A 12,847-nucleotide genomic window follows, 5' to 3' on the forward strand; every position below is an offset into this window, starting at 1 on the left:
AAAATCAATAAATTAAAAATAAAAAGTCACAATCGACTTAATCCAACGGAGATACTCGAATAATATGACCGTCAGGGTCTTCAACGAGAAAAGTACGACCAAAGACTTCAATGTAGGGTTTCTTCACGATCTTAATATGGGGGTTCTTTTGCCATTCTTCAAAGAGGTGATCTACCTCTTCGTTAGAAGGCAACATAATGCCGATCTCAGAGAATCGAGGAATAGCAGCATCTGGGGTTGTTCCACCCGTCCAAATGGCAAACAGTGCTTTACCACTGTCGACGGCAGCAAATGCCACATAGCGCGGACTCGAAAACACGGGCTCCGAATTAAAAATTGTTTTGTAGAATACTGTCGAACGTTCGATATCAGAGACGTAGACAAGCTGCAGGTTGGGTTTAGGGGACACCGTTACCATATATTCCTCATGTTACTTCGATTTAGATCAAGAAATTCAGTCTCCCCCTATCGCTAGGAAAATAGCAGTACAGAGACTTGAACGGAGCCGGAAAATACTATGAAGGATCAGATTTGTCAAAAAATCTCCTGATTAGCAAGAAACCTAAGCCAAGTCTCCAATAATTATGCCTAAAAAAACAACTCATTGATTTAAAATTATTTTAATTTCAATGAGGAAATTATCTTTCCATATCGAAAAATGGCTTCAGTACTGGCACCACCGAAGTGACCGGTTAGCATGGCTTAGCTTCCTTGTCAATCGAGATATTTATTAACAAAATCGATCACGTTACATGGCGCCTTCTATAAGACATGCCATGTCGATGTTAATAGGCCCTTCTGGCAAATTCAGTTCGAATAAATCATATAGGTTAGTTTCTCCTACCTTTTTATTCTGTAAAATATGCCGGATATTTACAAGAGCAGAATTTCCTACCCTTTTATTCTGTAAAATACGCTGGATATTTACAAGAATAGAATTATCCTCATCAATGTAATTATTCAAATGAGTTCTGTGTGGCGCAGAAACATAAACAAGACGGCTGTCATCTTTAGTCATAAAACCATAACTACATAGCTCTCTTAAATTTTGATACTTAGAGTCTTTGCCTTCTATTTTATTTTTCAAAAGATTCCCACGGAATTCACCAGTTTCGTTACCTCGATTTGATAATTCAAGTTTACCACTTGTAAAATGTGCAAAGAACGTACTATTACCTTCAGCACCAGATAGATGTGAAAATTGCTCTTTAGCGTATCTAGGGTCATCAAGTTTTTCGCGAATTTCTTCTCTCACGGATTCATCATCTGACATTGTTTGAATCCGTGACTCGGTAAGTGCACTTTGTGATAAAACTTCTCTAAATTCATAGAGATCATCGTCAAAATCGTTACATATTTTTAAGGTACATACTTCATTGTAATAATTTTCATAACGATAATCTAATGGCTCAGATTGAAAAATTGTATCTTTTCTAATGCTAAAAGAATATGACCAGATTTCTTGTTGTCCCATGTTCTGATTAATTCGAATCTGAAAATGATGTCGATGCTCTTCATCGGCCATCTCCCGTAATTTATTAAATTTGTATGCCATTATTATTGGCGTGCGTTCATTTGACGGGCATAAATCAGGCACGACCAGTTGTTCGTATAGTGCTATAATACGCTCTCTTTTGGCTCCGTTTCTGAAAAATTTATCAATAATTGTATCGATCAATCCCATTTTTGCGGCTTCGTTACCCGAAGCGGCTTCCATTATTGTCCCGATTCTCCTGTCGTTTAACTTGAAACCCCCTCCTAAACTATCGCTCAATAGACTTGAACAATGAGAAGTTGTTGTCATGCTGCCTCCATCCTATATAACGATCGTGCTTTAATGAACCAAAATTGATGACAAACCATTATACCCATATCGGTTAAATGGCGTTTCACACTAAGCCGACATGTCTTATAGTGATACTCTTGCAAAAATGTTTTTTAAAAATCAACGAGAAGCCGCTAAAAGACAAAACCAGTACATTCAAGTAGCATGAGTGTCATTACCACTTGGTAAGTGTTAGGAAAATGTTAAGTAACCATTGACAAAATAGTAAGCAATGTATAGTAATCTTATGTGTTTTTTTGTAAAAAATCATTAATAAAATGAATAATAAAGAGATGATTTTATACTTAATGGCTCTCGTAAGCTGAATGGATTGTCTACGAGGATATTACTTCAGTTCTACATAACCTGAGTTCGGGATAAGGAATTGACGTTTATTTTCTCTAATTTTTTGCTCAAGAATAGATAAGTGCCTCGTACTTCAAGATAATGATGTTTGCGGACATTATTCATCACGAAATAGCGAGACACGCATGAACGATATTACCGAACTTTATTGCTTAATGGATGATTTTTGCAAAAAATTTGAGCCACTACTCAATGCAAAGCTCCTAACGGATGGGTCCAAGCAGCGTATCCGTGCCAGTTCTCTTTCCGAACTACTCAGTATTCGTCTAACCTCTGAATTGGCACTGAATTGTTCAAACATCGTCACGTTATAAAATAGGCGGCTTATCCCGAATTCAGGTTGAGTAAGTTTCAGGGCACAATGACAACGCACCCTGCATCATTCGCAGGCACTTTTCTATGCTACAATGCGCCGCATTTTAATTTTTCCTTGTTCAGCACCCCATGTATTAGGAATGCTGTATGGGGTGCTGATAAAAAAATACACGAAAAAGACTTTACATGCACGAGAATAAAGAGAGTACAACCGCAGCACCTTCCCCTGACGGGAGCGCGCTAAGGCAGGGTTACCCTTCAGGCCGTTTCTCTGTAGCACCGATGCTGGATTGGATTTACTGGAAATAATAATCAATAGGTTATGTTTTTATGGTGTACCATTGGTGTACTGCTTACTGTAAGCTCCTATCAATTTGTTACCAAGCCTAACCTCAAAAAGTGTTCCTCAATATGGAACATATGCTATACTGTTCCATATTGAGGAACATGGATAATGTCATGATAAAAAGCTTTGAGCATAAGGGGTTGAAAAAGTTTTTCCTCAAAGACGATAGTAGTGGCATTGAGCAGAAATTGGTTAACCGTATAAAAACACGGCTTACCGTAATTGACGCCGCTAGCTGCACAGACGGAATCGACATGCCTGGCTACGATCTGCATCAGCTTAACGGTGATCGTAAAGACATCTGGTCAATTAGTGTTTCCGGTAACTGGTGTATTACTTTCAGATTTATTGATGGTGATGCAAAAATTCTCAACTTGGAGGATTATCACTAATGAGAATGGCTAACCCTGCCTACCCTGGCGAAATTATTGCAGAAACGCTGGAAGACATGCATGTGAGTCTCCGACAGTTCGCAAAAGCAATGGATATAGCACCGTCAACGGCCAGTCGGTTACTATCTGGTCAAACCACAGTCACGCCGGAAATGGCATTGAGACTGTCAGCCGTTGTTGGCAGCACCCCTGAAACCTGGTTAAAAATACAGACAAATTACAGTTTGCATGAAGCCAGACAAAAAACAGACATCAGCCATTTGCACAAACTGGCTTTTGCCTGATATACCCTTCGTCTTTGAAGTTGCCGCTAGGCGGCCAGGGTGTAAGACCGATGAGCGTAGACATACTACGTGATTCGGCGCGCACCCGCAGCCAACAACGCGGCGGCATCAAAGGTGAAGGGTATATCACTGCTTTTGGGACGTTACCGGGGATCGTGAGTCAGTAAAAGCGTCAATACGAAAGTGTACTGAGAAACTAGAAATACAATAGAATGACTAAAAATGCACGAAAATAAAGCCCCCACCCACCCGTACCAAAGCAGTGATAACAGCAGCCCCGCGCCAAAATACCCCGCTAACCGTTTTTCCGTCGCGCCTATGCTCGATTGGCTTGGACTGATTAATAATAAAATTAATATATTAAATGGTTATGGTGTACTGATTGGTGTTAAAAATCACATTGTTATTTTATTTACAGTGTTCAAATTCTTTTTTGGCTTCTTTTCTGCGTTTGTCAATAAAAGCTGCTAAATCATTAACGTGTACCATTCTAGGCGCTTTTTGTGTATTTCCCATGCGAAAAGTAGGTATTGGCAGATCACCGGCGCCGGCTTTCTTATCCGCGGTAGATGGTTTCATGCCAAGATAGCGCTCAGCAATACTGGAAAGTGGGATTGTTGATGTTTCGAATTCAGCCATTAACAGAAACATAGTATTCATTTTGCAAACCTCCTCATTTTTTACTGCTTCGAGTAAAAATGTTTTGTACTTTACTTTTCGAATCTTTAGGTTCCTTATACCCACTCATTTACGGTGTTTTCGATGACTAAGGCGATAACTTCTATGGCCTCCGCAAGGCTGTCAATTAAATACATGAACTTCAATGAGAACCAGAGAATCACCATTGTCTATGCGCTCAAGCACTACCCCACGTTTATTTGCTATTTTTTGCTCCAGTTACGCCATTGCACAGCGCATCATTACGGACAGCAGGCGAGGAAAGATACATTTGTAAAAATGGGGGGTTGTGTTGGCGGTTCATACAATTGCTGGCAGCTGGTGTCATTCGATCACCTGTTATGGTGTGAATAGATGATCATCTTCATCGATAATTTTTTCCATTTCTGATGTTAAAATTTAGGTGTTTAAAAAGCCGACCGGAGTTGGTTTTTTGAAAATGAGTGGCCTTTTAAATTATAAAAATATTGAACCTTTGGCAGTGCCATGCAATCACTTGTTATGGTGTGAATAGATGATCACCTTCATCAATGATTTTTTCCATTTCTAACGTCAGAATTTAGGTATTCAAAAAGCCGACCGGAGTCAGTTTTTTGAAAGCGAGTGGCCTTTAAAATCATAAACATGTCGCTAAATAACAAAAGTATATTTTTTAGCGCGTGAGTTTGTTGCCTAACAATGGCTAACTGCTTATTGAACAACAAGGTTAATGGATTTATCCGATGAGTCAATTTTGGGATGGGGTAAGCGCATTGATTCCCTGGTGTTGTTTTATGATCAATAGCACATAACCCCATCCGAAAACTGACTCTGTTGGATATTCTTTTGTACTTGACGTTGGTGTTTCAGGCACGATTCTCGTGAATCACCCATGTCACCACAACTAAATAAAATAGTAGCCGACTATACCCATAACACTACGTCAACAACAATGGATGGATTCATTCATCGCAATGCCCTCCCAAAGTGAGTGGTGTGTATTTCATGATAAAAATGCTGTCGTTTTATTGGCGTGGACTTACCTCTGTAATGAGAAAAGTACAAAACGTATATGGAACACAGTAGAAAGACGCTAGAGTGAATATGGCTCAAATTTGCTCTTTGCCTGAAAAAGCGACTTTTTTACTGTGGGGTATGACACTGACCGCAACACTGCGATGTCTTTCTGGGATATTCCCAACACAAAAAGCATTGCGGTTTCAAATTGGACGGAGGGTTAATTCAGGAAAGACTTCCCGCAATTCGGAAAATTGAGTAATATCGAAAGCAGCCATAGCAGCCTCTCGGTAAGGTTGTGGTGGTTAGCTGACAGGGGTGGTCTGCGCCATCTTCTGTTAGCGCTATCTAAAATTAATTAATGTTGAAGGCGATTGCCTCGCCGTTTCCAATTGAACTATTTGCGGGTCATTTCATTTCTCCATTGAGTTATGATGCGATACAACGGTTTTTCATGGGTAAGCTGTTCGTCCCAATGTTTTTTTGATTGGCCGCTTTTCTTGATCGGTAAAGTCAATTGTCTATAGGCGCTCAAGGTATTTTTGAAGCGGTTACTCATCCACGAGAGATTGCTCACGCCGTTGTTGCTGAGTAGTTCGGAGCTTCAAATTGAATTGGAGGTTACCCACTTCTTTGATCGAGACTATCCAATACCCACCTTTAGGATAGGCTTTTAACACCCAAGCCAATCGGTTGACTACCTATAGGGAGAAATTGGGGTGGGATGTAGTTATCTAAACCTTTTGTTTTGCAAAATGTGATTAATTGATTTAAAAAATGGATTCCTGCTTTTCGATATATTTTTTGTAATGTGTTTTCTATGGTTCGGTGAGAAAGATGTAGTTTTTTGGCTATCTCTTTAGCACTCAGAGAATATAAAGCAAAAAATATCACCTCAAGTTCTTTTTTAGAAAACAATTTTTTTGTTGGATGAAAAACCGGTAAATGAGGTAGCTCTCCATTAATGCATTGCAACGCAGAAAAGAAAGCGCATTTTCTGCTATGGAAAATAATCCCTATACATTTCCCCGCTTCATTATAAAGCGGGGATTTTTCACAAATATAAGGTTGAACTATTTGCTTACGCCCATAGGGATAAATATCCAGTGAAGAGAGACTTTGTTGCGTTTCACGGACTTGGCGGTCATGCTCCTGAAAATAACAGGCAAACTTTGCGGTAAGGTGCGGGATATCACTGTCCAACCGACCTTTGAGGCTAAAATTAGCGGGAAGATTCAATAGTTCAAACCAGGCTTTATTAGCATACAAGTAGCGTGATTCATTATCTTTAATGCCCCAGGGATCAGCGCTATTTTCGCACAGCAATATAAGCTGTTTTGATATCTCATCCGTCGTATATTGTGCGTTATTATCCGTTCTCATTTTTTAGGAACGGCTTCATGGATAATCCACGTTATCAAAGTTAAACAAAATAGTAGGCCGGCTACCCATAATATTATGTCAACAACAATGGATTCATTCATCACAATGACCTCCTCAAATGGATAGGGTGAATTACTTAGTGAGAGTGAATGTTAATGAAAAAGATGAAGGTTACTAGACTCCTCTGAGGAGTCTATCTTTATTCTCTTTTTTGTGATAAGGGCGCTACCGTTTCTATTCGCGCTGTTTACATTCCTGTAATGCGAAGAGTACAAGACGTACATGAAACACAGTGAAAAGACCATAGAGTGAATAGGGCTCAAATTTGCTCTTTGCCTGAGCTAACGTTTTTTTTACCACGGGGTATGATACTGAACGTAACAAAGCAATGTTTTTTTGAGACACGCCTAATGAAAAAAGTAATCCTGTTTCAAATTGGGCTGGAGTTAATTCAGGAAAGACTTCCCGTAATTCGGGAAATTGAGTAATATCGAAAGTAGCCATTACAGCCTCCCATAAGGTTGTGGTGGTTAGCTGACAGGGGTGGCTGGAACCGCCTCCGTTAGCGCTATTTAAAATTTTGTACGTCGCCGTCACTGATTGAGCTATTTTCTAGGTTATCATTCTTCTCCGTTGTTGAGTTATGTTGTGGTACAGAAGATTTTTTGTGGTAGGCTACCCGCTTCGTTGTTTTTCAATGCAATGTTCCTTTTGGTAGAGTGTGTACAAGCGTTCGGTGCCTTTTTGCTGAAAAACAGGTGAAAATTTAATGAAGTCCTCGTCGCCTTGGACACCGATTAATTGTAAAAAGTAAGAGTAACGTCATGATGATTTCCTTGTTAGGTTAGGATAATCACCGCTTAGAGGTGCAAAACTCTACTTAATGGCGGTGAGCTGAACAGGGTTTGCACTACCGGCTAACAAGGCCCCGGCGAGCCTTTCGACTCCCCCATCCAACCCACCATTTCAGATGGTGTGCAGGATTTACGCACAAAAAAACCACGTCTGGCGCGGCATGCATGCGCCTTGTTAGATATCTGGGGTGCAAATCCCTACACCTGATTTTGCAGGTGCCTGGTGATATATAGCCCACAGTTAATACTTTCGTCAATATAATGAATTAAAACTCTGAGCTGAAGAAGGACTTCGCTATGACACAACTTGTATTTGATACCCTATAAATTTTTAAAATATATTGAAATTGCTGATTTTCCTAAGGTGAGATGGTCACACTCATCGATGATTTTTTCCATCATTCATTCTCCCCTATTAACGTGCCGTAACGTTGCTTTTTCTGTTGTCTGTGTTGTGATACAACCATACATCAGGGAGCAAGCGATTGTTTAGGCTATCTCCTTGCTAATAATCACGTAGAGAAGGAAATGGTAATGCATTAGACTTGTTGCCTAATAAATAAGCGAACATTTTTTAGGCATTTTTAGGGGTGCGTTTTGTATTACCTCGTGCGAAAAAATCGCTTAGAGGCCCTTCTATGACGCCCACTGTTGCTTAATAAACATCAATATACTATTAGGCAACAAGTCTATTGAATATATGCTTTTTGCCACCCATGAGTGCCAGTTCAATTTTACGTGCTAACCGCCCTATCTTTACGGCGCTGAGCGACTAAAACAGCCCGACGAGCTTTGTAGCGACTTTTTGCGGGGCCCTTAGAGGGCTTCCAGATTATGGTTACCATAAAACAACTCCAATTCAGTGGATTAGGGATGAGATGGCAGGTACTGATATCCTGCATGTTGTCACTGAGGTGTTCAGTTCTTACATCTGACAAGGGTGCATTCATTACGTATAGAAAATTAAACCACGGCTGAATTTACGTACGCGTCAGCCCGCGCCTTCACCTCATCCCAAAACCATCGGGTTCTGGTCTTACCGGTTAAAGTGAGAGTTCAAAATGTTAAAGAGCATCCGTGTAAGCGGTTTACATCAGAGTCCACTAAAGTTGTTAATATGTTATTTTTTTGACTATATCTTCCCTTTTTCTCGCATTTTATTTTCTCCCTTCCTTGGCCGCTGTATTGATAGTATTAATTTATAAAATAATAAACCATTAGTCAAGTTAATAGTAAATAAAAATTATTATTTAATTAACTAGTTGACTAATTTATATATTTTTAATGTTATTTGTAGATGTAAATCATCAGACTCAAGACAGTAGGCAATAGACCTCTTCGGAAACTATAGCAGGCGCCATGTAACGTGATCACTTTTGTTAATAAATATTAATTAATATCAATATGTTATTTCTGATTTTCATAATCAACTGATACGGCGCCTGCTATAGCATTCATGTAGGAATGTTGTTAAAAATCTCCTGAACAAGGAGCCCCCATGAAATATGAACAAATAAAGGTATTGGAAGAGGAAAAATTTCGGCGCTTAACCGGAGTTAAACGCAGTACATTTGAAAAGATGATAAAGATATTGAATGAAGCAGATAAATGTAAGCAAGGGAAAGGAGGTCGGAAACCCAAGCTGGGTTTAGAAGATCGCTTATTAATGGCCCTTGAGTATATACGTGAATATCGCACTTATTTTCATGTCAGCCGAAGCGATGGGGTGAGTGAGAGCACCTGCTATGAAACGATTAAATGGATAGAAAATACGCTAATAAAGCATCCTGATTTTGCACTCCCTGGACGCAAAGCTTTATTAAAAAGTGATAGGGAGTATGAGCTCGTTCTTATTGATGCCACAGAAACGCCGATTGAACGTCCCCAAAAAAACAAAAGCAGTTTTACTCAGGAAAAAAGAAACGACCCACCTTAAAAACCCAAGTGATCGTCGATAAAAAAAGCAAAGCAGTCGTCTGTACAAGCTTTACTCATGGGAGGCGTCATGATTTTAGGTTGTTCAAAGAGTCTGGCGTGCGAATACATCCTGAAATCAAAACAGTGACAGATACAGGTTACCAAGGGCTTGGCAAGATCCATTCAAACTCGGCGTTGCCTAAGAAAAAGACAAAGAAAAATCCCTTAACAAAAGAAGATAAACGCAACAATCGTGAGTTATCAAGCCAGCGTGTATTAAACGAAAATGTCATTGGTATGATTAAACGATTTAAAATCGTATCAGATCGTTATCGAAACAGGCGAAAACGTTTTGGATTACGAGTAAATATCCCCGGCAAAGCCGGGGGCTTTAATTATTAGCCCCTAGAAGAGGCCAACAAACCTTGAACCGCCTGAAGGCGGTCATTACATCCTAAGCTTCAATTGTTCATAATGATTGTCTTGTTTTTCTTGGTATCGAATGTAAGCTCGTATCAGCTCTTCGTTCAAACCCACTGTAGATACAAAGTAACCTCTAGCCCAAAAATTCTCACCACTATAATTCCGGACTTTACCCATAAACCGTCGTACGATTGAGATTGCACTTTTTCCTTTTAGATAACCCATTACATATGACACTGAATATTTCGGCGGAATACTTATGCAAATATGGATATGATCAATCATCAAATGTCCTTCAATAATTTTGCATTCCTTCTGACTTGCTAACTCGTGAAACATCTCACCGAGATGCTTTCTAATTTCACCAAATATTGTTTTTTTACGGCCTTTCGGGATAAAAACAATGTGATACTTACAATCCCATTTCGTATGGCTAAGACTCTGGTAATCTTTCATTTGAATTTCCTATCTCTTGGTCGAGATAGAAGATTCGGGTGACCGCACCACACGGTCAAACCTTACGGAGTCCCCCGGCAAAGCCGGGGGATTACCTAATTTTATTAAAAATAAGGTCATGAAAATAAACTCACTGACAGCCTCTCAAAAACAAGATTTGGAACGGCTTCATCGTTACGAACACGATGGCCGTGTTCGAGATCGAATCAAAGCGGTGTTGTTGAAAAATGAAGGCTAGAATAACAAAGCGCTTGCCCAAGCATTACGTATTCATGAAGAAACAGTGAGGCAACATGTAACAGATTGGCTTTCAGACGAAAAATTAAAGCCTGAAAATGGCGGCTCGTATAGTAAGTTGAGCGTGCATGAATCTTTATTGCTTGAAAAACACATTGAAAGCACGACTTATAGCCGTGTCATCGATATCTGTGCTTATGTGGAAACCCAATTTGGCGTCTGTTACACCGTATCTGGCATGACAAAATGGCTGAAAGCGCATTGTTTTAGCTATAAGCAGCCCAAAGCGATGCTGGTTAAAGTGGATGTTGCTCAGCAAGAAGCGTTTATCGCGTCTTATTTCACTTTGCTAGAGAGTGCTCTTAAGAATGAACCGATTGTTTTTATGGATTCAGCCCCTCCAACGATGGCCACCAAAGTGGTCTGCGGTTGGATAAGGAAAGGCAAAGATAAGCCGCTGGTCAAAACAGGGGCAAAAACACGGGTTAATGTCATGGGAGCCATTGAATTGAGCACCATGAAGGTGGTCAGTGCCCGTCCTGAGCAGGTGAATTCAGAAACCACCGTCGCTTTTTTTGAGCAGCTCAAAGCTGCTTATCCTGATGCACAAAAGATACACATTATTTTAGATAATTCTGGCTATCATTGCCGTCAGCGAGTCAAAGACGCCGCATTAGAGAAGGCTATCGTACTCCATTATTTACCCCCTTATAGCCCTAATCTTAATCCCATCGAGCGATTATGGAAGGTCATGAACGAGTGTGTCAGAAACAACCGATTTTTCTCTTCAGCCAAAGAGTTTCGTGGGGCTATAGCCGAATTTTTTGATAGTACATTGGCAAAAATTGCTCCCTTTCTCAGGGGCAGAATTAACGATAATTTCCAAACCTTCCACCCCGTACCTTCAAGTTGGATGGGTATAAATGAGACAACACAGAAACCAGCGTTCTGCTCGAACTCATCGCCTGCCGTTATGAGCGTGCTAGCCTGGTTGTCACCGCCAATCAGCCATTCAGTGCTTGGGAAGCGGTTTTCAGCGACAAGCTGATGACCGTCGCCGCTGTAGATAGATGGGTGCATCATGCTTATATCTTTGAACCACAGGGAGGAAGCTATCGCAAAAAAACGCAATAAACAACCGAAAACACCTTATTGCATAACCAAAAAACGGGCAGCCAAAGTAATTGACGTCATACATTTTTTGTGTCTACAGTAAATGCTTTTCAACATTACAACGATGATCTTGCTAAGCTCTTTTATTCAGCCCATATTTTTCCATCATTTCGTCAACAAGTTGATCAATTTCGTTCTTTCTATCAGTAATTTCCTGTAAAAATCTTTGCTGTTCTATTTTTGGTAAACCATCAAACATGTCGAGTAGTATTTTTTGTCGCTGAGACAAAACAACCGGACTATTAGCGCATTGATTTGTGTCTATATGCATATCAAGGTAACCATACTCCATACCATAAGCACGCTCTATCCGTCTTGCTGCTCTTTCACCAAAAGACGCTTTCCCATTGATTATTTGAGAGAAATAACTCTTCTCCCTCTGAGGCAAAGGACGATTTTCAAACCATTTTTTTAAGCGTTGTCGCCGAATTTCTTTCATTTCCATAAATGGATTATCTTTAGTTATTGCTAAACAATCAAATACTTTACTATTAGTTTATTTTTGAATAAACTAATAGCGTCGATTTAAGGAGGTATGAATGAGACTAAAGGAATATCTAGACTCCCTTGAGCCTGGTGGACATAAAGTATTTGCGAAAAAGTTAAGGGTATCTCCTTCATTTTTATCGCAAATGGCTTCTGGAACTGCATCAATTTCACCGGCAAGGTGTGTTGAGATAGAACTGATTACCGAAGGCACTGTTACTCGTCGTGATTTACGTATTGATTGGGTTTCAATATGGCCTGAATTACAAGTGGCCTAACCCAAGATACCAACCATATTGAACTTTAATAACCCAGATGGCCTTTTCCCTGGTGAATGAACGTTACACACTTTAACCAACAAGGGAAAGACTACTTAATGGATACCGTCATATAGCAGAGGCCATATAAATTGATTGTAGTAATTCACATTAATATATTGATATAAAACTTTTTTTATAAATAAACGCCATCATGTTATGTCGCCCCTGCTATATCACCACAGAGAAGGCACTGCATATGATGGAAGAGTGTTGCGGACTGGATTTAACCCTGTTTGTTAATGTTGGTGCCAAGGTAGTCGGCCTAAACAACGAGTTACTCAATGAATTGATTATGAGTTGAGAACGAAGCAGGAAATCATTCGTGATGATTTTTTTACGCACTCTTGACCCGGCAGGAGCGTTATCCTCGACAACACAAAAACGTTTTGTGGAGGA

At 39.9% G+C, this 12,847-nt stretch carries 12 protein-coding genes and 4 pseudogenes; 8 read left to right on the plus strand and 8 right to left on the minus strand.

Features of this window, described 5'->3' with window-relative positions; genetic code table 11:
• Positions 1-37 precede the first annotated feature (37 nt).
• Positions 38-418: a VOC family protein gene (locus CCS41_RS12480; protein WP_072550532.1), complete on the minus strand. Its 381-nt coding sequence runs from the start codon at positions 416-418 to the stop codon at positions 38-40.
• Between the two features lie 330 nt (positions 419-748).
• The gene (locus tag CCS41_RS12485; protein WP_072550533.1) at positions 749-1,804 is read right to left on the minus strand and encodes a hypothetical protein; all 1,056 of its coding nucleotides are present in this window, start codon (positions 1,802-1,804) and stop codon (positions 749-751) included.
• A 512-nt stretch (positions 1,805-2,316) separates the two neighbouring features.
• Between CCS41_RS12485 and CCS41_RS15740 the strand changes: the two are divergent.
• The 3 genes and pseudogenes from CCS41_RS15740 to CCS41_RS12495 form a co-directional block, all read left to right on the plus strand.
• A pseudogene (locus CCS41_RS15740) lies at positions 2,317-2,454 on the plus strand (IS982 family transposase); the annotation flags it as partial.
• A gap of 499 nt (positions 2,455-2,953) precedes the next feature.
• On the plus strand, positions 2,954-3,244 hold the full coding sequence (locus tag CCS41_RS12490; protein ID WP_420866972.1) for a type II toxin-antitoxin system RelE/ParE family toxin: 291 nt from the start codon (positions 2,954-2,956) through the stop codon (positions 3,242-3,244).
• Complete coding sequence (locus CCS41_RS12495) at positions 3,244-3,528, plus strand: HigA family addiction module antitoxin (RefSeq protein WP_072550534.1); 285 nt, start codon at positions 3,244-3,246, stop codon at positions 3,526-3,528. The genes CCS41_RS12490 and CCS41_RS12495 overlap by 1 nt, the downstream gene beginning before the upstream one ends.
• Positions 3,529-3,936: 408 nt before the next feature.
• Here CCS41_RS12495 and CCS41_RS12505 read toward each other — a convergent pair whose 3' ends face one another.
• From CCS41_RS12505 to CCS41_RS16790, 4 genes and pseudogenes are all read right to left on the minus strand, one after another.
• On the minus strand, positions 3,937-4,188 hold the full coding sequence (locus CCS41_RS12505) for a pyocin activator PrtN family protein (RefSeq protein WP_072550536.1): 252 nt from the start codon (positions 4,186-4,188) through the stop codon (positions 3,937-3,939).
• Positions 4,189-5,862: 1,674 nt separating this feature from the next.
• Entirely contained in the window at positions 5,863-6,585 is a 723-nt protein-coding gene (locus CCS41_RS12520; RefSeq protein ID WP_072550538.1) for a helix-turn-helix transcriptional regulator, read from the minus strand.
• A gap of 234 nt (positions 6,586-6,819) precedes the next feature.
• Complete coding sequence (locus tag CCS41_RS12525) at positions 6,820-7,089, minus strand: transcriptional regulator (RefSeq protein WP_072550539.1); 270 nt, start codon at positions 7,087-7,089, stop codon at positions 6,820-6,822.
• A 1,062-nt stretch (positions 7,090-8,151) separates the two neighbouring features.
• Positions 8,152-8,284: pseudogene (locus CCS41_RS16790) on the minus strand (hypothetical protein); the annotation flags it as partial.
• Positions 8,285-8,937: 653 nt separating this feature from the next.
• Here CCS41_RS16790 and CCS41_RS12535 point away from each other — a divergent pair.
• A protein-coding gene (locus CCS41_RS12535) for an IS5 family transposase (protein WP_119797617.1) occupies positions 8,938-9,758 on the plus strand; the annotation gives its coding sequence in 2 pieces (ribosomal slippage) (positions 8,938-9,325 and positions 9,325-9,758; 822 coding nt in all).
• A gap of 45 nt (positions 9,759-9,803) precedes the next feature.
• Here the strand turns inward: CCS41_RS12535 and tnpA are convergent.
• On the minus strand, positions 9,804-10,235 hold the full coding sequence (gene tnpA, locus CCS41_RS12540; protein ID WP_119797021.1) for an IS200/IS605 family transposase: 432 nt from the start codon (positions 10,233-10,235) through the stop codon (positions 9,804-9,806).
• 118 nt (positions 10,236-10,353) lie between these two features.
• Between tnpA and CCS41_RS12545 the strand changes: the two are divergent.
• Together CCS41_RS12545 and CCS41_RS12550 are read left to right on the plus strand one after the other, a co-directional pair.
• Positions 10,354-11,382, plus strand: a pseudogene (locus CCS41_RS12545) (IS630 family transposase); the annotation flags it as partial.
• Positions 11,383-11,402: 20 nt separating this feature from the next.
• A pseudogene (locus CCS41_RS12550) lies at positions 11,403-11,606 on the plus strand (ATP-binding protein); the annotation flags it as partial.
• 112 nt (positions 11,607-11,718) lie between these two features.
• Here CCS41_RS12550 and CCS41_RS12555 read toward each other — a convergent pair.
• On the minus strand, positions 11,719-12,090 hold the full coding sequence (locus tag CCS41_RS12555) for a hypothetical protein (RefSeq protein ID WP_119797619.1): 372 nt from the start codon (positions 12,088-12,090) through the stop codon (positions 11,719-11,721).
• A gap of 94 nt (positions 12,091-12,184) precedes the next feature.
• Here CCS41_RS12555 and CCS41_RS12560 point away from each other — a divergent pair, with 94 nt between their 5' ends.
• On the plus strand, positions 12,185-12,409 hold the full coding sequence (locus CCS41_RS12560) for a transcriptional regulator (protein ID WP_119797620.1): 225 nt from the start codon (positions 12,185-12,187) through the stop codon (positions 12,407-12,409).
• Positions 12,410-12,602: 193 nt separating this feature from the next.
• Complete coding sequence (locus CCS41_RS16170; protein ID WP_205411430.1) at positions 12,603-12,752, plus strand: hypothetical protein; 150 nt, start codon at positions 12,603-12,605, stop codon at positions 12,750-12,752.
• Positions 12,753-12,847: the final 95 nt, after the last annotated feature.

Source organism: Candidatus Fukatsuia symbiotica, assembly GCF_003122425.1.
Classification (GTDB): Bacteria; Pseudomonadota; Gammaproteobacteria; order Enterobacterales; family Enterobacteriaceae; genus Fukatsuia; species Fukatsuia symbiotica.

Bases quoted from the DNA above. Each gene is read 5' to 3' on its own strand.
- CCS41_RS12520 (WP_072550538.1), bottom strand. From the start codon at position 6,585: ATGAGAACGGATAATAACGCACAATATACGACGGATGAGATATCAAAA.
- CCS41_RS12495 (WP_072550534.1), top strand. From the start codon at position 3,244: ATGAGAATGGCTAACCCTGCCTACCCTGGCGAAATTATTGCAGAAACG.
- CCS41_RS12525 (WP_072550539.1), bottom strand. From the start codon at position 7,089: ATGGCTACTTTCGATATTACTCAATTTCCCGAATTACGGGAAGTCTTT.
- CCS41_RS12560 (WP_119797620.1), top strand. From the start codon at position 12,185: ATGAGACTAAAGGAATATCTAGACTCCCTTGAGCCTGGTGGACATAAA.
- CCS41_RS12505 (WP_072550536.1), bottom strand. From the start codon at position 4,188: ATGAATACTATGTTTCTGTTAATGGCTGAATTCGAAACATCAACAATC.
- CCS41_RS12480 (WP_072550532.1), bottom strand. From the start codon at position 418: ATGGTAACGGTGTCCCCTAAACCCAACCTGCAGCTTGTCTACGTCTCT.
- CCS41_RS12555 (WP_119797619.1), bottom strand. From the start codon at position 12,090: ATGGAAATGAAAGAAATTCGGCGACAACGCTTAAAAAAATGGTTTGAA.
- CCS41_RS12490 (WP_420866972.1), top strand. From the start codon at position 2,954: ATGGATAATGTCATGATAAAAAGCTTTGAGCATAAGGGGTTGAAAAAG.
- CCS41_RS16170 (WP_205411430.1), top strand. From the start codon at position 12,603: ATGTTATGTCGCCCCTGCTATATCACCACAGAGAAGGCACTGCATATG.
- CCS41_RS12485 (WP_072550533.1), bottom strand. From the start codon at position 1,804: ATGACAACAACTTCTCATTGTTCAAGTCTATTGAGCGATAGTTTAGGA.
- tnpA (WP_119797021.1), bottom strand. From the start codon at position 10,235: ATGAAAGATTACCAGAGTCTTAGCCATACGAAATGGGATTGTAAGTAT.